This is a genomic window from Kribbella sp. ALI-6-A (assembly GCF_001984195.1).
GTDB lineage: Bacteria > Actinomycetota > Actinomycetes > Propionibacteriales > Kribbellaceae > Kribbella.
Genome location: NZ_MTQN01000004.1, coordinates 96,847 through 115,831, shown reverse-complemented (window position 1 = coordinate 115,831; position 18,985 = coordinate 96,847). Strand labels below are relative to the sequence as shown.

Below are 18,985 nucleotides of genomic sequence, written 5' to 3'. Positions count from 1 at the left end.
CCGCCTGTTCCCCGCGGGAACTTCAGCCCAGCCGACGCTGCCAGACAAGCGGCCCGACGCAGATACGCTGCGCGGAGGACCCGCCCCACTCGACCGGCAAGCCTTGGCCAGCCAGAGCCTCCTGAACCCGCCGCCCGACAGCCTCGTCCTGCTCAGCGACCCGCCCCTGCTCGGGATCGAACGTGCCGTAAGCAAGGTAAAGATAGGCGGGATCGTCGGCGAGCCGTTCCGCATCCTGCTGATGGAAAAACACGTAGCCCGTCGAGGGCCGATCATCAGGACGCTCGTCGTCGATTTCGGCAACACCGCAGGTCTGGCAGCAAGTGAAGTTCATCCGCGCCACCACACCGCTGGCGTCGAGCGCATCGAACGCGGCCTCCACCTTGTCGGCATCGGTCCGCGCCGGCCAGGACCGCTGCTCAGCCAGCCGAGCCCGCCACACGTCGTCCACCAACCGCTCGAGCTCCCGATCGCCGACCGCCATCCCGTCGTCGTCCCGAAAGTCCCGCGCGTACTGCAACACCTCGTCCCGATCGAGAAACCCCGGGCGAACCCAGAGCTCGATCTGCTCCCGCAACTCAGCCAGCACGTGCGGGTCGACCGGCTCCGGCCGCTTGAACTTGTCGAAGATCCCCACCCGCGAAGACTAACCAGACCGCACCGACACTCCGAGCCTCCGCCACCGCTGACCGCTCAATGCCGGCCCAACGAGCACTCGGAAGCACCCAGTACGGCGCACAGCGCACGTCGTCGACGGGCTGCGCGCAGCCGAACGCGGTGACACCGGCGCGGCGCCATCGAGGTGGGACGGTGCTGCAGGGATGGGCTGTCGGCGTGCGGGCCGGGCAGGCGGGGGCACGAGCTGGACAGGGCCCGTGCAGGCGGCCGAGCGAGACGCGCGAGTCGGACTGGCGCCGCAGGGCAAAGCACCTACGCAGACGCGCCGAGCAGACGAGATCCGACGCCGGAACAGCCACATCAGCCGATCGAGCACGCCACCCACACTCGAGCAAGACACGTGAGTCGGGCCGGCGCCGCAGGGCTGGGCTACCAAGGTCAGCGCGCCGCGGGGGCGCCGAGCCACCAGGTTCGGTCGACTACGCGTGTCGCAGGCCGGGTTACATGGGAAGCCGCGCCGGGCCGATCGGACCCACATGTCGGACGGGCTGTCGGGCAGGCGCACGAGTCGGGCTGACGCCGCGGGGCTGGGCTACAGGTAAGCGCGCCGCGCGGGGGTGCCGAGCCAGCAGGTTCAGTCGACTACGCGTGCCGTAGGCCGGATACAGGGGAAGCCCCGCCGGGCCGACCGGACGCACATGTCGGACGGGCTGTCGGGAGGGGCTGCCGGAGTCGGGCTGGCACCGCAGCGCTGCGCTACCCAGGTAAGCGCGCCGCGGGCGAGCCAGCAGGTCCAGTCGACCACGCGTGTCGCACGGGATACAGGGGAAGCCGCGCCAGGCCGACCCGACGCACATGTCGCGCAGGCTGCCGGGCAGACGCACGAGTCGGGCTGACGCCGCAGGGCTGGGCTACAGGTAAGCACGCCGCGCGGGGGCGACGAGTCAGCAGGTTCAGTCGACGACGCGTGCCGTAGGCCGGATACATCGGAAGCCGCGCCGGGCCGACCGGACGCACATGTCGGACGGGCTGTCGGGCAGGCTGCCAGAGTCGGGCTGGCACCGCAGGGCTGGGCTACCCTGCGCCCTGGCCGGTAAGGTAAGCCCGCCGCAGGGCGAGCCAGCAGGTTCAGTCGACCACGCGTGTCGCACGGGATACAGGGGAAGCCGCGCCAGGCTGACCCGACGCACATGTCGGGCAGGCTGCAGGAGTCAGGCTGGCACTGGAGGCCGGGCTACCTGAGGATGCAGGCTCGGCAGGCGCGGGCGCCGAGGTGGAAGAGTCAGTCGGGCCGCGCACAGGGGTTGTCCCAAGCAGCCCGCATAACTCGGGCAGGCGGCTGCCGAGCCTGACCGTAGGCAGGCGCGAGGCGCAGGCAAGATGTCGAGTCGAATACTTGAAAGTCGGGGAGGCGTTGCGGACTCATTGCGCACGACCTGCCGAGTCGTAAGCGGCCTGTGTTACCGCCTACTGCGGCGGCTGCGCATGCCGATCGTCGATGGGGTGATCTACTGCTCCTCCGGTAGCAGCGTCGCGGACGGGTGTCGGAGTCGAGATCGCAGGTCGGGATACACGTGAGGCCGCGCCGGGCCGACCGGACGCACATGTCGGGCAAGCTCCAGGGCAGGCTGCAGGAGTCGGGCTGGCGCTGCCGGCTGGGATACCTGGGGAAGCACGCTCGGCAGGCGTGGACACCGAGCTGGAAGAGTCAATGAGGCCGTGCAGGGGCTGTCCCGAGACAGTCGCATAACTCGGGCAGCCACGCTGCCTAGGCTGGCCGTAGGCATGCGTGAGGCGCAGGCAGGATGTCGAGTCGAACGCTTGAAAGTCGGCGAGGCGTTGCAGAGTCGTTGCGCACGACCTGCCGAGTCCTCCTCGGTCTGGGGCACTGCCAGTTGCGGCGGCTGCGCGTGCCGATCGTCGATGCGGTGATCGTCTGCTCCTCCGGTAGCAGCGTCCCAAAACTGCGCGTCGCGGAACTGCGGTATCGCGGACGATGTCGGAGTCGGAGTCGCGGACGGTGTCGGAGTCGAGATCACCTTGTTCTGTTGGGCCGCCGTGCTCGCTGCGCTCTGAGAGCCGACCGAGTCCAACCCGTTGGGGGTGGCGGTGTTGCGTGACGGCACGGTCCTGGTGGCCGTCGCCGCCAACAACGACCTGCTGCGGGTCTGGCCGCGTGAGGTGAGCAGGCCTGTGGACGCAAGGTGGGGTGAGCAGGCGTGTGGGGTGCCGGTTCGGCGAGTCCGCTGGGGTGGCGGCGGGCGAGCCTGGAAGCGGCCGGGTGAGGCAGTTGGCTTGGGTGGACTACGGGGGTTTGTCCGGGTTGGCCCAGGTGGGTCGGTTGGGGTGGGGGTGGCCTTGGTGGGTGGTGATGGTCCAGTGGCCTTGGTGGACGTCGATGTGGTGGGCTTTGCAGAGCAGGGCGAGGTTGGTGAGGTTCGTGGGGCCGCCGTCGGCCCAATGGATGAGGTGGTGGGCTTCGCACATTGCGGGTGGGGCTTGGCAGATGATGCAGCCTTTGTCGCGGGTGTTCAGGGCTTGGCGGATGGCTCGGGTGACGAAGCGGTGTTCGGTGCCGACGTCGAGGGGTTCGGAGGCTGAGCCGAGGACGAGCGGGATGATGCCGGCGTCGCAGGCGAGGCGGCGGATGGTGGCGGTGGACAGGGTGGCGCCCGAAGCGAGGGTGCCGACGCCGGTGCCGGCGATCAAGTCGTCCAAGCCGATGGTGACGGTGATGTGGGGTTTGATGTCGCCGTGGGCGGGTGCCGCGGTGCCGGTGGCTGCGGCGATGGTGAGGATGGTGGTGAGGGCGTCGGCTTGGCGTTTGCCGCGGGTGCGGGGGTCGCGGGTGCCGTCGGGGGCGAGGTGGGGTTTGGCGCCGGCGAAGATCAGGGTTTGCAGGAGTTCGGCGTGTTCGCCGGCTAGGTAGCCGCCGAATTCGACGCCGTAGTCGCCGCGTTTGAGCCAGAGGGTTTCTGCGGTCATGGCGCGCACTTCGGCGGGTTCGGGGCCGTCGGTGTCGAGGGTGTCGCGGACTCGTTTGCCGAGCTTGCGGAGCTCCGCCGGACATAACAACTGGGCGGCACGGACCATTTCGCGTTCGGCGACTTGGAGGTCGGCGACCGGGACCATCGCGGTGGTGGGGATTCGTTCCAGGGCGGTGACGATCGCCTCCGCCTGGCTCGGATGCAACACCAAAGCCCCAACATCCACCTCGGCAGCGGCGGGGTCCGCCGGATCAGTGGTGCTCGGTGAGGTGTGGTGGAGGGCTGCCTCGACGTCGGGGTACTTCGGGAGCGCGGTGGCCAGGCGGAGGTCTCGGCGAACCTCGGTGGGGTCCAGACGGTGGCGTAGCGCGATGAGCTGGACGGTGTCTCGGGCACCCACATCGGCAGCGAGACCGTTGGCGTCCAGGGCCGCCAAGAGCTGCAGCCGGTAGGTCTGCAGGTGGGCGATCTGGGCTTGGACAGCGTCGAGCGTCGACAGCATCTCGCTGCCGCTCATCGACCAGATCGGTCGCTCGTCGCAAAGGCCCATGAGGAACAGTCTCCGGGAGGGCACCGACAGTTTCGGGCTGGAAAGCGCTTATCTATAAGAGAAATCGGGTCGATGTCCGGAAGCGGTCAGCTGGCCTTGGCGGGGTGGCGTTGAGTTGTTCGGGTGAGGGCCTGGTCGTAGCGGTGAAGGGCCAGGGCCGCTAGGCGAGGGTCGGCACCCAAAGGCGCGGTCGCGAGGGCGCCGGCCCGGGCTGCGGTCGTGGCTACTCGATCGGCGAAGAACCCGGGGGCCAGCAAGTAGGTGGCCACGGCCACTCGGCCCGGCGTTCGCTCGAGGACAGCAGGAAGGCGTTCACCGGCACCCGAGACATAGCCGACCTCTACCGGGCGGTCGATCAGCGCAGAAAGGTCCGCAGCGACACTGGAGCAGTCGAGCAGGGCACGGCGGTCCGAGGAGCCGGCTGCTGCCAGCACTACGTGGTCGACGTCAGGGAGACCATCCGCACAACGCTCAGTCAAGCGGTCAGCAAGGATCTGGGCCAAGACAAGGTGAGGCCCGAGCGGACCAGCCGCAGTGACCGCGTGCGGGCGGCGCGAAGCCTCAGCGTTGACGTCGGTGGTGACGTGGTAGCCGGCACTCAGCAGCAACGGGACAACCACCAACTGATTGCCATCAGCAACAACCCGCGACACCAGCGACGGCAGAGCGGGCGTGTCGACGTCCACGAAACCGAGCGACACCGGCACCTCGGGCCGCTGGCGGGCCATCTCCCGTACAAGCTCGTGAACAGTTCGAATCCCCCGCGGATCCGCGGTACCGTGCGCCGCAGCCACCAGATCGATCATCGGGATACCTCCACAGGCAAGAGCGTCCTCACGTCGCCACCACCGACGGTTCGACCGCCAGGCGGTAGCCGCGCCGGACAACGGTGCGGACGAGTTCTGGGCGACCGACGGCAGTGCGCAACCGGTTGACGGTGACTTCGACAGCGTGCACGTCCTCGGCCCCCGGCAAAACCGCCAGCAGCTCAGGGCGAGAGACCACGTCACCACCAGCTTCCACCAGAGCGGCCAGCACGGCCCGAGGCCCGGGGCCGAGCGGCAGGACGACACCGTCGAGCACAGCGGCCCCGCCCCGGATGATCAGCTGGCCGAAGGACGTCTCGATCGACCGCGCGTTGTCGTCGGTCAAACGATCGGTGACGCTACGAATCAAAGCACCCAACCGATACCGATCAGGCACCAACGGATCCAACCCCAGCGCCACGAACGGACCAGCAGTCACCGGCCCCACGCAAGCGTTCAGCACGCGCCCGGTCCGCAGCACCCCCACCAACGCGTCGTACTGCCCATGCAGAGCAGCCGCGTCCAGCATCGCCTGAGCAGCCGGCGCCGACGTGTGCACGACCGCGTCTACAGCCCCGGCGATGATCTGCCCGATCACCCGCTCGACCGCGACCGGGTCCGGCGCCGGCCCCCACCGGTACACCTCCAGCCCGCGCACCGAAGCACCGACCTGCCGCAGCGAGTCCTGCAGACCTGGTTCCGACATCCCATGCAGCTGTACGACGATCTTCCGCCCCGCGACGCCCTGCTCCCGTAGCCACTCGACCACCTCGGCAGTCGTCTCCGAGCGAGCCGACCAGTGCTCCACCAACCCCGCGGCACGAATCGCACCTCGAGCCTTCGGCCCCCGCGCAAGCAGCCGCGACTGCTCCAGCGTCCCGAGCAGATCCGCCGCGAGCCCAGCCGTGTCCGCCGCCTCGACCCACCCGCGGAAACCCACGGCGGTGGTCACCACCACGTCATCGGGCGGATTGGCGATCACCCGCCGGGTGGCCTCGATCAGCGCCTGGTCGTCGGGCGCCGGCACGATCTGCAGCGTCGGCGCGTGCAGCACCTTCGCCCCGCGCCGCTCGAACGACGCGATCAGGTCCTCGGCCCGCCGGTGCGCCGTGACCGCGATCGTGCAGCCGCTGAGCGGTCCCGGTTTAGCCTTCACCGAGGCTCACCAGCACCTGTCCGTCGACGACCGTCACCGGGTACGCCGCGACCGCGACCGCCGGGTCGTCCAGGCAGGCTCCGGTGCGCAGGTCGAAGACCTGCTTGAACATCGGCGACGCCACCGTCGGCACGTCGCCGCGGTTCCCGACGATGCCGCGCGACAGCACGTTCGCCCCGCTGAAGGGATCCTGGTTGTCCAGGGCGAAGACCTCGCCGTCGTAGGTGCGGAACAGCGCGATCTGCCGTCCGTCGACCAGCGCGGCGACGCCCCGCTCGGGCAGCAACGCGTCGTACGAGCAGACCGCGGTAGCAACACTGGTGACACTCATCGGCGTACCTCCAATCGCGGGCCGGCCAGCAGCACCGGCTCGAGTTCTCCTCGCTCGGCCGGGGTCGCCGGGCGGGGCTGACTGCGTTCGACCACGTAGCGCAGGTCGGCGTCGGGCTGGTCCGGCGCGTTCACGAACGACACGAACCGGGAAAGCTTGGCCGGGTCCTGCAGGGTCGCCCGCCACTCGTCGACGTAGGAGTCGACGTGCGCGGCCATCGCGGCGTCGAGATCGGCCGCGATGCCCAGGCTGTCGTTCAGTACGACGTCGCGCACGTGCTCCAGCCCGCCGTCGATCTCGTTGATCCAGACGGCCGTGCGCTGCAGCCGGTCGCCGGTGCGGATGTAGTACATCAGGAACCGGTCGATGGCCTGCAGCAACTGCTCGTCGGTCAGGTCGGAGGCGAGCAGCTGCGCGTGCCGCGGCGTCATCCCGCCGTTGCCGCCGACGTACAGGTTCCAGCCGGACTCGGTCGCGATCACCCCGACGTCTTTGCCGCGGGCCTCGGCGCACTCGCGCGCACAGCCGGAGACGCCCAGCTTGAGCTTGTGCGGCGACCGCAACCCGCGATAGCGCAGCTCCAGCGCGATCGCCATGCCCACCGAGTCCTGGACGCCGTACCGGCACCAGGTCGATCCGACGCAGGACTTGACCGTGCGCAACGCCTTGCCGTACGCGTGTCCGGACTCGAATCCGGCCTCGACCAGCCGCGCCCAGATCGCCGGCAGTTGCTCGATCCGCGCCCCGAACAGGTCGACCCGCTGCCCGCCGGTGATCTTCGTGTAGAGCCCGAAGTCGCGGGCCACCTCGCCGATCGCGATCAGCCCCTCGGGCGTCACCTCGCCGCCGGGGATCCGCGGGACGACGGAGTACGTGCCGTCCTTCTGGATGTTGGCCATCACGTGGTCGTTGGTGTCCTGCAGCGTGGCCCGCTCGCCGTCGAGCACGTGGCCGCCCGGGTCCAGGCTGGACAGGATCGACGCCACCACCGGCTTGCAGATGTCGCAGCCGCGCCCGTTGCCGTGCCGCTCGACGATCTCGCTGAACGTGCGCAGCCCGGTCACCCGGACGACGTCGAACAGCTCGGCCCGCGACAGCGCGAAGTGCTCGCACAGCGCCTTGCTCACCTCGACGCCGGCCGCGGCGAGCTCGGCGTTCAGCAGGTTCTTCACGATCGGCAAGCAGGACCCACAACTCGTCCCGGCCTTCGTCTTGGAGCACAGCGACTTGAGATCACCGCACCCCTCGTCCCGGACCGCGCACCGAATGGCGCCGGCGGCAACGTTGTTGCAGGAGCAGACCGGCGCGTCGTCGGGCAGCTCGAGCTTGACCGGCTGCGCGCCCTCCGGCAGCAGGTACGACGCGGGATCGGTGCCGAGCTCGCGTCCCACCATCGGCCGCAGCGCCGCGTACGCCGACGCGTCGCCGACCAGGATCCCGCCGAGCAGCGTGCGCGCGTCGTCGGACAGGACGAGCTTCTTGTAGACGCCCGCGACCGGGTCGGCGTACACGATGTCGAGCGCGCCCTCGGTGGTCCCGAACGCGTCGCCGAAGCTGGCCACGTCGACGCCGAGCAGCTTCAGCTTGGTCGACGAGTCGGCGCCGGGGAAGGTCGCCTGACCGCCGAGCAGCCGGTCGGCCACGATCTCGGCCATCGCGTAGCCCGGCGCGACCAGACCCCAGACGCGTCCCTCGATGCAGGCGACCTCGCCGATCGCCCAGACGCCCGGCACCGACGTCCGGCACGAGTCGTCGACCACGACGCCGCCGCGTTCGCCGACCGACAGGCCGGCCGCGCGAGCCAGTTCGTCCCGCGGCCGTACGCCGGTCGCGAACACCACCACGTCCGCGGGCAGATCCGGGCCCTCGGCAACAGCCATCGCGCGCGCCGCGCCCTGGGAGGTGAGCTTGACCCGGGTGGTTTGGGTCGAGGTCCGCACATCGACGTCGAGACCGCGGATGAGCCGCGCGAGCGCACTACCGCCGCCTTCGTCGACCTGCAGCGGCATCAACCGCGGCGCGAACTCGACGACGCTGGTGACGGCGCCGAGCGCGCGCAAGGCACCCGCTGCCTCCAGCCCGAGCAGACCGCCGCCGACCACGACACCGTGCACCGGCCGAGACTCCGCCGGGGCCGTGGACCCGAGCCCCAACCCGCGCCGCGGCGTTTCCTGCGTCGCCTCGCGCTCGGTGCGCAGGCGCTCGACGTACGTGCGCAGCGCGGCGACGTCGTCGATCGTGCGGTAGACGAAGCAGCCCTGCGCGTCGCTGTTCTTGACCGGCGGCACGAAGGCGCTGGAGCCGGTCGCGAGCACCAGTTCGTCGTACGCGATCACCTCGTCGCGCACGGTCCGGACAGTCTTGGCCTCGACGTCGAGCGCGGCGACGGTCACGCCCTTGCGCAGGGTGACGGCCGGGTCGTCCCACAGCTCGGGCTCGCCGAGGCTGAGATCGTGCGGGTCGCGGCCGGAGAAGTAGCTGGTCAGCGCGACCCGGTCGTACGGGAGGCGCGGTTCCTCGGCGAGCACGGTGATCCGCCACTCGACGCTGGTGTCCCGCGACCGCAGGGCCTCGACCAGCCGGTGCGCGACCATACCGCCACCGACCACCACCAGGTGTTTCGCGTTGCCGAGCTCTGTCATCGTCGCCCTCCTAGTCGGGACGGGTTCGGTCTCACCGCGCCGAAGCCGCTCGAGAAGATCACCCACCGCACCGGTGCAGCTGCCGCAGCCGGTGGTCGCTCTGGTCTGCGCCGCGATGCCGTCGACACTGTCGGCACCGGCCTTCCACGCCGCCTCGATCACGGCCCGGGTCACGCCGTTGCACCGGCACACCGGCTTGGCCTTCTTCGGCGCTTCCGTTGCTCCAAGCAACGTTTCGGGCACGACCTCGGTCCGCCGGTCGGCCAGCAGCACCAGCTCGGCCGCCACCTCCGGCGCGTTCACGGTCACCGCCGCGTGGACCACACCGTCCACCAGCACGGCCCGCACGTACCGCTCACCATCGGCCAGCCGTACGACGTGCCCGTCGGCGTCGCGGTCGCCGAGCACCATCACGTCCAGCCCGCCGGCGGTCAGCCTGAGCACCTCCGGCGCCAGCTCCCGCGCCGGCCGTCCGTTCAGCACGTCCGCCAGCACCTCGGCCTGCTCCCAGGCCGCCTCCACCGTGCCGCTCACCACCTGGCCGACCTCGGCGCAGTCGCCGATCGCGTGCACCCGGGGGTCGGCGGTGGTCAGCGAGGAATCGACAGTGATCCCTCCGGCCGCACCGAGGTCCAGACCGGCCTGCTTCGCCAGCTCACTGCGCGGCTGGACCCCGCAGGTGGCGACCAGCAGATCGCCGAACACGGTCTGCCCGCTGGCCAGGTGCAACGCCCGGAACCGACCGTCGCGGGTCTCGGTCACCTGCACGCGCGCCTGCAGCACCACCTCGATGCCGAGCCGGCGTACCAGCCGCGTGATCTGCCGGCCGGCGGTCGACCGGATTCGCGTGTTCAGCAAGGTCTCGCCGTCGTGCACCAGGGTGACGGCCACACCGCGCTCCCGCAGGGCGCAGGCCGTCTCGACACCCAGTATGCCGCCACCCAGCACGACCACTCGCCGCGCGGTCGCCGCGGCGTCGACGATGCGCTGCGCGTCCTCCGCCGTCCGCAACACCTGCGCGACCTCGCCCGACGCCGGCTGGACCGGCTCGGCCCCGGTGGCGAACACCAGGTGGTCGTAGGCGTGCTCCTGGCCCGAGTTGTCGACGACCACCCGAGCTTCACGCAGCACCCGCGTTGCCGCGACGGAAGCCAAACCCGCGGAGGCACTGATGGCCGGTCCTGAGCTGGCCAGCGCGTCAGCTCCCGGCTGCGCGCCGCGCCCGGCGACGTACTCCGTCAGCCGGTGGCGCTGGTAGTACGGCTCGTCACCCAGCAGGTCAACTGTGTGCCCGTCGACCCGCAGCAGTTCGGCCAACCGGGTCCCGGCCATTCCGGCCCCGATGATCACGACCTTCATGCCGACACCTCCGCACGCACCACAGCGGTCGCCTCGACGGCACACGCCTTGAACTCGGGCATCCGGGAGATCGGGTCCAGCGCGTCGTTGGTCAGGTCGTTCACCCCGGGAAAGTGGAACGGGACGAAGATCGTGTCCGGCCGGACGTCCGTGGTCACCCGCGCCGGGCAGACCAGCGAGCCGCGCGCCGTCCGCAGCCGCAGCAAGCCGCCGTCCGCCACCCCGAGCGCCGCCGCGACCCGCGGATGGATCTCCGCGAACACCTCTGGCTCCGCTTCGAGCAACTCCGGCACACGCCGGGTCTGCGCTCCGCTCTGATAGTGCTGCAGCAACCGGCCGGTCACCAGGTAGAGCGGCGCATCGGCGCGCAGGTCGTCCGCGACGGCGCGATGCTCGACGGCGATCACCCGGGCCCGGCCGTCCGGCGTACCGAATCGATCGGCGAACAGCCGGGGCGTTCCAGGGTGGTCATCGGCCGGCACCGGCCAGTACAGGGCCCCTCCGGCGTCCAACCGGGACCAACTGATGCCCGAGTAGTCCGCGATCCCACCGGCACTCGCCAGTCGCAGCTCCTCGAACACCTCGAACGGATCCAACGAGAACGCAGCCGAGCACCCGAGCCGCGCCGCCAACCCGGCGAACACCGCCAGATCGCTGCGCACCTCACCGGGCGGCGTGACGGCAGCACGCCGCCGCAGCACCCGTCCCTCCAGCGACGTCATCGTGCCGTCCTCCTCGGCCCACTGCGTCACCGGGAACACCACGTCGGCCATCAGCGCCGTCTCGGACGGTACGACGTCCGCCACGACCAGCAGTTCCAGCGAGGCCAGCCGCTCGCGCACCGACGCCAGGCGAGGTGCCGACACCAGCAGGTTGCTCCCGTGCACCAGCAAAGCCTTCGGCCCGCCGTCAGTGCCCAAGGCGTCGATCAGCTCGACCGCACTCTTCCCAGGCCCCGGCAGCGAAGCCGGGTCGACGCCCCACACTCCAGCCACGTGCTTCCGAGCAGCAGGATCAGCAATGCTCCGGTAGCCCGGCAGCTGATCGGCCTTCTGCCCGTGCTCGCGGCCGCCCTGCCCGTTGCCCTGCCCGGTGATGCAGCCGTAGCCACTGCCGACCCGCCCGGGCAGTCCGAGCGCCAGCGCCAAGTTGATGCAGGCCGTGACCGTGTCAGTCCCCTTGCTGTGCTGCTCAGCACCCCGGCCAGTGAGCACGAACGCCCCAGCCCCGCCGTGCACGGGCGCAGCCGCCGCCAGCACCCGCGCAGCCTGCCGAATCACTCCAGCCGGTACGCCGGTCACCCGCTCGGCCCGCTCCGGCCACCAGGCAGCTGTCGACCGGTACAACACGTCCGGGTCGTCGGTCCGCTCCCGCAAGTACGCCGTGTCCGCCAGCCCTTCCTGCAGTACGACGTGAGTCAGCGCGAGCACCAGCGCCAGGTCCGAGCCGGGTGTCGCCTGCAGGTGAATCCCCGCGGCGTCCTCGGTCAGCTGGGCCGTCGCCGTACGCCGGGGGTCGACCACCAGCAGCCCACCCGCCGTCCGGGCGCCTTCCAGATGCGCGACGGCCGGCGGCATCGTCTCGGCCAGGTTGCTGCCGACCAGCAGGATCGCGCCGGCACCGCCCAGATCCGTCAGCGGGAACGGCAGCCCGCGGTCGATCCCGAACGACCGGTTCGTCGCCGCGGCCGCGGACGACATGCAGAACCGGCCGTTGTAGTCCACGTTCGCGGTCCGCAGTGCCACCCGGGCGAACTTGCCCAGCGCGTAGGCCTTCTCGTTGGTCAGCCCACCCCCACCGAACACCGCCACCGAGTCGTTGCCGTACGACGCCTGCAGTGCCTTGATCTTGTCCGCGACCACATCCAGCGCGTGGTCCCAGGTCGTCTCGACCAGCACGCCGCCCGCGTCCCGCACCAGCGGCATCGTCAACCGGTCCGGTGTGCTGAGCACCGCCGCCGAGGTCCAGCCCTTGCGGCACAGGCCGCCGCGGTTGGTCGGGAACTCCCGCGGCGTCACGGTCACCGGCACGGACTGCAGAGTCATGGCGCACTGCAACGCGCAGTACGGGCAGTGGGTGGCCGTCACACGCGCACCCCGCTGAGCGGGCCACCCCGGCGCAGGTAGCAAACGTACGTGACCACCAGACAGACGACGTAGAACCCGCAGAAGCAGTACAGGGCCGGTACCAGCGAGCCGTACGCGCCGTTGGACATCGCGAAGCCCCGCGGGACCAGGAACCCGCCGTACGCTCCGACGGCCGACGCGATGCCGATGCACGCCGCCGCCTCACGCCGGGCCCGGACCAGGTCGACCCCGCCGTCCAAATCCTTCGTCGTCGACCGGAACACCGCCGGGATCATCCGGTACGTCGAACCGTTGCCCGCGCCGCTGGCCACGAACAGCACCAGGAAGCTGATCAGGAACCCGGCGAAGCTGCCCGCGTTGAGCGAGACGATCGCCGACAGGATGCCCACGCCCATCACCACGAACGCGCAGACCGTCACCCGGGCACCGCCGACCAGGTCGGCCAGCTTGCCGCCGAACGGCCGCGAGACCGAGCCGACCAGTGCGCCCAGGAAGGCCAGCTGCACCCCGGCGATGTCGGGGAAGGTGGTCTTGATCAGCAGCGGGAACGCCGCCGAGAACCCGATGAACGAGCCGAACGTGCCGATGTAGAGGAACGAGATCACCCAGGTGTGCGGGCGCTTGGCCGCCGTCACCGAGGCCCGGAACGACGAGGTCGCGGCGGACAGGTTGTCCATCACCTTCCAGGCCAGGATCGCGGCCAGCGCGATCAGCGGCAGCCAGATCAGCCCGGCGCGCTCCAGCGACAGCCCGGCGCCGATCACGACCACCGCTGGCACCACCAGCTGGACGACCGCGACGCCGAGGTTGCCGCCGGCCGCGTTCAGGCCGAGCGCGAAGCCCTTGTCCCGTTCGGGGAAGAAGAAGGAGATGTTGGTCATCGAGCTGGCGAAGTTGCCGCCGCCGGCGCCCGCGGTCGCGGCGACCAGCGCCATCAGCCAGAACGGTGTGTCCGGCCGGCTGACGAAGTAGGCCAGCCCGGTGGTCGGAATCAGCAGCAGCAGCGCCGAGACGATCGTCCAGTTCCGGCCGCCGAACTTCGGCACCGCGAACGTGTACGGCAGCCGCAGCGTGGCGCCGACCAGGCTCGGCAGCGCGACCAGCCAGAACATCTGGTCGGTGCTGTAGCCGAACCCGGCGGCCGGCAGCGACACCACCACGATGCTCCACAGCTGCCAGACCGAGAAGCCGAGGAACTCGGCGAAGATCGAGGGCCACAGGTTGCGCCGGGCCACCCGGCGCCCCTTCTCGGCCCAGAACGTGGCGTCCTCGGGGTCCCAGACATCGATCCAGCGCCCGCGCCGGGGCGCCTCGACGGTGCCCACACCCCCGGTCTGCTCCCGGGCAGTGACGGTCTGCGGCCGTGCCTCGAGCGTCATCGTTCGTCTCCGATCATCCGACCTCACTGATTAGGCCAGGACGCTATGTCTGGGGTGTTTCCGAGTGGTCATCCCGTTGTTACGTCGCCGAAACGGCCTCCGCACACCGCCCGCGGGGCAGTGAGAGAAGTCGGCGGTCAGGACCCAGCCGGCCGATGGCAGGTGTCGGGCCGAGGGCGTGCCGCTGGGGGACCTGGCGCTGGGTACTGTGCGAGTCAGACAGCTGCCGGCAGACCGATGAGGGGACCACGGTGAATCAGCACGACAGCGCGGGGGGCCAGTCGCGGGACGCCGCGCACGACTCTTCAGGCCACCAGCCCGAGCACTCGGCGCCGCGCAAGGGCGGTCAGTGGAAGTGGCGGGCCGCGATCGCCGCCGTCCTGATCGGCTGGTTGCTGGTCGCGTCGTTGGGCGGCCCCACCGTCGGGCGGCTGAGCGAGGTGCAGGAGAACGACAACGCGAACTTCCTGCCCAAGCAGGCCGAGTCCACGCTGGTCGCCGACGAGGCCGCCAAGTTCGTCGACTCCACGGCGCTGCCGTACTTCGTCCTGATCGAGCGCGACAGCGGCATCACGCCCGAGGACGCGGCCAAGGCGAAGACGTTCCTGGACGGCGTACCGAAGCTTGACCTGGGCAACGGCAAGACGATCGGCGACTACCTGTCCGGCCCGGCCCAGCCGGTGATCCCCTCGCAGGACAAGCAGGCGCTGCTGCTCACCGTCCAGCTCGACGGCAACCGCGCCGACGAGGTGGTCCACGAAGGCGAGACCGTCCTGTACGCCGTGGCCGAGACGATGCGTGGCGAGATCAAGGACGCCCTCACTCCGTCCGGGCTGCAGGTGTACGTCACCGGGCCCGGCGGGGTGTTCGCCGACTTCGTCGTCGCGTTCGGCGGGATCGACGGGATCCTGCTCGGCGTCGCGCTGGCCGTCGTGTTCGTGATTCTGCTGATCGTCTACCGCAGTCCCGTGCTGCCGATCGCCGTCCTGCTGAGCGCGGTGTTCGGGCTCGCGCTGGCCGCGCTGGTCGTCTACCCGCTGGCCAAGGCCGACGTGATCGAGCTGAACGGCCAGAGCCAGGGCATCCTGTTCATCCTGGTCGTCGGCGCCGCCACCGACTACTCGCTGCTGCTGGTCTCCCGGTACAAGGAAGAGCTGCACGACTACGAGAACAAGTACGAGGCGATGAAGGTGGCCTGGCGGGCCTCGATCGAGCCGATCGCCGCCAGCGCCGCGACCGTCATCCTCGGCCTGCTCTGCCTGCTGCTGTCCGAGCTCGGCAGCACCAAGGGCCTCGGTCCGGTCGGCGCGATCGGCATCGCCGGCGCGCTGATCTCGGCGATGACGTTCCTGCCCGCCGTACTGCTCGCGTTCGGCCGGCGGATCTTCTGGCCGTCGATCCCGCGGGTCGACCACGTGCACGCCCGCGACCAGGTCGGCGGCCGCAAGCTGTGGGGCCGGGTCTCCGGACTGGTCGGCCGCAGCCCGCGCAAGGTGTGGGCGCTGAGCGCGCTCACCCTGCTGATCTGCGGCGCGTTCCTGCCGACGTTCAAGGCCTCCGGCATTTCGCAGGAGGAGCTGTTCCTGGACAAGGTCGAGTCCGTCACCGGCCAGGAGGAACTGGCCAAGCACTTCGACGCCGGCGCCGGTACGCCGGTGCAGATCCTCACCCCCGCGGACAAGGCCGAGCAGGTGGTCCAGACCGCGACGAAGGTCGACGGGGTCGGGACCGCCTCGGCGTCGGTCGCGCCGGGCGTGCCGCCGAAGGTGGTCGAGGGCAAGGTGCTGGTCCAGGCCACGCTGAAGGTCGCCGCGGACTCCCCCGAGGCCACCAAGGTCGTCGAGCACCTGCGGACCGAGCTCGACCAGGTCGGCTCCGACGTCCTGGTCGGCGGCACCACCGCGATCAACCTCGACGTGCTGGACTCCAGCGAACGCGACCTGCGGGTGATCATCCCGGCCATCCTGCTGGTGATCTTCGTCGTCCTGATGATCCTGCTGCGCTCGATCGTCGCGGCGGTGCTGCTGGTGGTCGCCAACGTGATCTCGTTCGGCGCGACCGTCGGGGTCAGCGCGCTGGTGTTCAACCACGTCTTCGACTTCCCCGGCGCCGACCCGTCGATCCCGCTCTACGCCTTCGTCTTCCTGGTTGCCCTGGGCATCGACTACTCGATCTTCCTGATGACCCGGGTGCGCGAGGAGTCGATCGAGCACGGCACCAGACCGGGCATCCTCGTCGGCCTGGCCGTCACCGGCGGCGTGATCACCTCGGCCGGTGTGGTGCTGGCCGCCACCTTCTCCGCGCTCGCGGTGCTGCCGATCCTGTTCCTGGTCCAGATCGCCTTCATGGTCGCGTTCGGCGTCCTGCTGGACACCACGATCGTGCGCTCGCTGCTCGTCCCGGCGCTGGCCCACGACATCGGCCCGAAGGTCTGGTGGCCGAGCAAGCTGGCCAAGGCCGGCCAGCCGACGCAGTGAAGCCGTACGCCGTGCCGGCGCTGCGCCAGGGTGCCGTACGGAGGATTTCCGGACGCTGTCGATCCGGGCCAGTGCCGTTCGTGTAGAGGGTGAACGGGCCGGCCTGACGGCCGGCGACACCTGACGGAACGAGGTGGCACGATGCCGAAGCTCTTGCTGGACGGCCTGGGGATTCCCGAATCGCCCCGGTGGCACGACGGGCGGTTGTGGTTCGCGAACTGGATCGAGCAGCAGATCGTTGCCGTCGGTCCGGACGGCAGCACGGAGGTCATGCCCGCACCGGTCGAGCGTCCGATGGGCTGGTCGATCGACTGGCTGCCGGACGGCACGCTGGTCACGACCGGTGACAAGCTCCGGCGCCAGGAGCCGGGCGGATCGTTCGCCGTACTGGCCGAGCAGGGTGGCAACGAGATCGTCGTCGACCGGCGCGGGTACGTCTATCTCAACGGCGCGGACTTCGACTTCGCCGGCGGCGAGGCGCCCCGGCCGGGGTGGATCAAGCTGGTCACGCCGGACGGCGCGGTCCGCGAGGTGGCCGGGGACATCGAGTTCCCCAACGGCATGGTGATCACGCCCGACGGGCGGACGCTCGTCATCTCGGAGTCCTTCGCGGGGCGGCTCACCGCCTTCGATCTCACCGACAGTGGCGATCTCACGAACCGCCGGGCCTTCGCCGAGGGGCTCGGGCCGGACGGGATCTGCCTGGACGCCGAAGGCGCGATCTGGGTGTCGACCAGCGGTTCGTCCGTGGTCCGGGTGACCGAGGGTGGCAAGGTGCTCGACCGCGTGGAACTGGACGAGAACCGGGCACCGTTCGCGCTGGCGCTGGGTGGGCCGGATCGCCGGACGCTGTTCGTTCTCACCGCCGAGTGGCGCGGGCAGGACAGCATCGGTGACAACCTCGACCGGCTGACCAACGGCCCGCGGACCGGCGCGGTGCTGACTGTCCCGGTGGACGTCCCCGGCGCGGGCAGACCCTGATCCGCACGGGCGAAAACTTTCGCCCAAGGCAACCACATCGCGAACCCGGCGAACATCGCGGTGGTGTCGGGTCGCTCTTGACGCGATCGTTCGTTACTGTCCGAGGGAACGGTGGTCGACCGGGAGCGAGGAGCCCATGGCAGACACCACGTCAACACCACACCGCTTCAACCTGCCCACCAAGAACTTGCCGGCACCGCAGGTCCGTGACCTGCCCGAGCCACCGACGAACACCTGGCGGATCGTCGGGCCGGGCATGGTCGGGGCCGGGGTCGGACTGGCCTCCGGCGAGTTCATTCTCTGGCCGTACATCTCGTCACAGGTCGGCCTGGTCTTTCTCTGGGGCGCCGCCGTCGGGGTGGCGATCCAGTGGTTCCTGAACATGGAGATCGAGCGGTACACGCTGGCCACTGGTGAGACCGCGTTGACCGGCTTCAACCGGTACGGCAAGCACTGGGGCCTGTTCTTCGCGATCATGACCTACTTCGCGAACCTGTGGCCCGGCTGGGCGACCAGTTCGGCCTCGATGCTGACCTACCTGTTCGGGGCCGGCGACCCGCGCTGGATCGCGATCGGCATCCTGCTCGCGATCGGCCTGATCCTGACCTTGGCGCCGGTGGTCTACGTGATGCTGGAACGGCTGATCTTCGTCAAGATCGCGGCGGTCGCGCTGCTCGTCGTCCTGGCGCTGATCTTCGCGATCCGCGGCCGCACCTACAGCGCGCTCGGCGAGGCCGTCACCGCGCCGCAGTTCCCGGTCGACCAGCTCGGGTTCGCGCTGATGATGGGCGCGATCGCGTACGCCGGCGCCGGCGGCGGGCAGAACCTGTGCCAGAGCAACTGGATCCGGGACAAGGGATTCGGCATGGGCGTGCACGTGCCCCGGCTCACCTCGCCGGTCACCGGTGAGAAACAGGCCGACCCGCACGCCAACGGCTTCACCTTCCCGCCGGACGAGCAGAACCTGGCCCGCTGGAAGCGCTGGTGGAAGTTCGCGAACCTCGAGCAGGCGCTCACCTTCGTGCTGATCACGGTGGCGACGATCCTGTTCACCTCGATGCTCGCGCACGCCACCTTGTTCGGCGACGACTCGGTCAAGAACAACATCAGCTTCCTCAAGATCGAGGGCGTCAACCTGCAGTCGGCGGTCGGCGGCTGGTTCGGCTACCTGTTCTGGGCGATCGGCGCGTTCTCGCTGTTCGCGGCGGCGGCCGGCATCGTCGACTACACCTCGCGGCTGGCCTCGGACATGATCAAGGCCCGCTACCTGCGCACCTCCACGATCACCGAGTCCAAGCTGTACTTCGGCCTGGTCTGGGGGCTCGTTGCCTTCGGCATCATCGTCCTGCTGGCCGGCCTGGACCAGCCGCTGGTGCTGCTGGTCATCTCGGCCTGTACCGCCGGCACGATGATGTTCGTCTACTCCGGCCTGCTGTGGTGGATGAACTCCCGCGCCCTGCCGGCCCCGATCCGGATCAGCAAGCTGCGCACCGCGGTGATGCTGTTCGCGTTCCTGGCCTTCGGGGGTCTGGCCACCTTCACCATCATCGACCAGATCCAGAAGAACTTCTGACCTCGTCACGGCAACGGCCCCGCATCCACCGCTGAAAGG

At 70.0% G+C, this 18,985-nt stretch carries 11 protein-coding genes; 3 read left to right on the top strand and 8 right to left on the bottom strand.

What is annotated here, in order from left to right; translation table 11 throughout:
• Positions 1 to 22: 22 nt before the first annotated feature.
• The 8 genes from BWI15_RS00965 to BWI15_RS00930 all read right to left on the bottom strand — a co-directional run bounded on the left by BWI15_RS00965 (position 23) and on the right by BWI15_RS00930 (position 13,915).
• A complete protein-coding gene (locus BWI15_RS00965; protein WP_077012325.1) occupies positions 23 to 637 on the bottom strand; it encodes a DUF6891 domain-containing protein in 615 nt (204 codons plus the stop codon).
• A 2,285-nt stretch (positions 638 to 2,922) separates the two neighbouring features.
• Positions 2,923 to 4,155 (bottom strand): HNH endonuclease signature motif containing protein, encoded by a 1,233-nt coding sequence (locus BWI15_RS00960; RefSeq protein WP_077012324.1) that lies wholly within the window; start codon positions 4,153 to 4,155, stop codon positions 2,923 to 2,925.
• 86 nt (positions 4,156 to 4,241) lie between these two features.
• Positions 4,242 to 4,961, bottom strand: a complete 720-nt coding sequence (locus BWI15_RS00955; RefSeq protein ID WP_077012323.1) for a sirohydrochlorin chelatase — start codon at positions 4,959 to 4,961, stop codon at positions 4,242 to 4,244.
• 28 nt (positions 4,962 to 4,989) lie between these two features.
• On the bottom strand, positions 4,990 to 6,117 hold the full coding sequence (locus BWI15_RS00950) for a uroporphyrinogen-III synthase (protein ID WP_077012322.1): 1,128 nt from the start codon (positions 6,115 to 6,117) through the stop codon (positions 4,990 to 4,992).
• The gene (nirD, locus tag BWI15_RS00945) at positions 6,107 to 6,448 is read right to left on the bottom strand and encodes a nitrite reductase small subunit NirD (protein ID WP_077012321.1); all 342 of its coding nucleotides are present in this window, start codon (positions 6,446 to 6,448) and stop codon (positions 6,107 to 6,109) included. Before nirD ends, BWI15_RS00950 begins: the two co-directional genes overlap by 11 nt.
• The gene (nirB, locus tag BWI15_RS00940) at positions 6,445 to 10,449 is read right to left on the bottom strand and encodes a nitrite reductase large subunit NirB (RefSeq protein ID WP_077012320.1); all 4,005 of its coding nucleotides are present in this window, start codon (positions 10,447 to 10,449) and stop codon (positions 6,445 to 6,447) included. The genes nirD and nirB overlap by 4 nt, the downstream gene beginning before the upstream one ends.
• Entirely contained in the window at positions 10,446 to 12,494 is a 2,049-nt protein-coding gene (locus BWI15_RS00935; protein WP_237771073.1) for a molybdopterin oxidoreductase family protein, read from the bottom strand. Before BWI15_RS00935 ends, nirB begins: the two co-directional genes overlap by 4 nt.
• Before the next feature lie 38 nt (positions 12,495 to 12,532).
• Positions 12,533 to 13,915, bottom strand: coding sequence for an MFS transporter (locus BWI15_RS00930; protein WP_077012318.1), 1,383 nt, complete (start codon positions 13,913 to 13,915; stop codon positions 12,533 to 12,535).
• Positions 13,916 to 14,166: 251 nt separating this feature from the next.
• On the opposite strand from BWI15_RS00930, the gene BWI15_RS00925 reads away from it, so the two are divergent.
• The 3 genes from BWI15_RS00925 (at position 14,167) to BWI15_RS00915 (ending at position 18,946) form a co-directional block, all read left to right on the top strand.
• The gene (locus BWI15_RS00925; RefSeq protein WP_143465356.1) at positions 14,167 to 16,392 is read left to right on the top strand and encodes an MMPL family transporter; all 2,226 of its coding nucleotides are present in this window, start codon (positions 14,167 to 14,169) and stop codon (positions 16,390 to 16,392) included.
• 141 nt (positions 16,393 to 16,533) lie between these two features.
• Positions 16,534 to 17,373 (top strand): SMP-30/gluconolactonase/LRE family protein, encoded by an 840-nt coding sequence (locus BWI15_RS00920; RefSeq protein ID WP_077012317.1) that lies wholly within the window; start codon positions 16,534 to 16,536, stop codon positions 17,371 to 17,373.
• A gap of 136 nt (positions 17,374 to 17,509) precedes the next feature.
• On the top strand, positions 17,510 to 18,946 hold the full coding sequence (locus BWI15_RS00915; protein ID WP_077012316.1) for an Nramp family divalent metal transporter: 1,437 nt from the start codon (positions 17,510 to 17,512) through the stop codon (positions 18,944 to 18,946).
• Positions 18,947 to 18,985: the final 39 nt, after the last annotated feature.

Excerpts from the sequence above, each read along its gene's own strand:
- BWI15_RS00960 (WP_077012324.1), bottom strand. The coding sequence starts at position 4,155 with ATGGGCCTTTGCGACGAGCGACCGATCTGGTCGATGAGCGGCAGCGAG.
- BWI15_RS00955 (WP_077012323.1), bottom strand. The coding sequence starts at position 4,961 with ATGATCGATCTGGTGGCTGCGGCGCACGGTACCGCGGATCCGCGGGGG.
- nirD (WP_077012321.1), bottom strand. The coding sequence starts at position 6,448 with ATGAGTGTCACCAGTGTTGCTACCGCGGTCTGCTCGTACGACGCGTTG.
- nirB (WP_077012320.1), bottom strand. The coding sequence starts at position 10,449 with ATGAAGGTCGTGATCATCGGGGCCGGAATGGCCGGGACCCGGTTGGCC.
- BWI15_RS00935 (WP_237771073.1), bottom strand. The coding sequence starts at position 12,494 with ATGACTCTGCAGTCCGTGCCGGTGACCGTGACGCCGCGGGAGTTCCCG.
- BWI15_RS00930 (WP_077012318.1), bottom strand. The coding sequence starts at position 13,915 with ATGACGCTCGAGGCACGGCCGCAGACCGTCACTGCCCGGGAGCAGACC.
- BWI15_RS00920 (WP_077012317.1), top strand. The coding sequence starts at position 16,534 with ATGCCGAAGCTCTTGCTGGACGGCCTGGGGATTCCCGAATCGCCCCGG.
- BWI15_RS00915 (WP_077012316.1), top strand. The coding sequence starts at position 17,510 with ATGGCAGACACCACGTCAACACCACACCGCTTCAACCTGCCCACCAAG.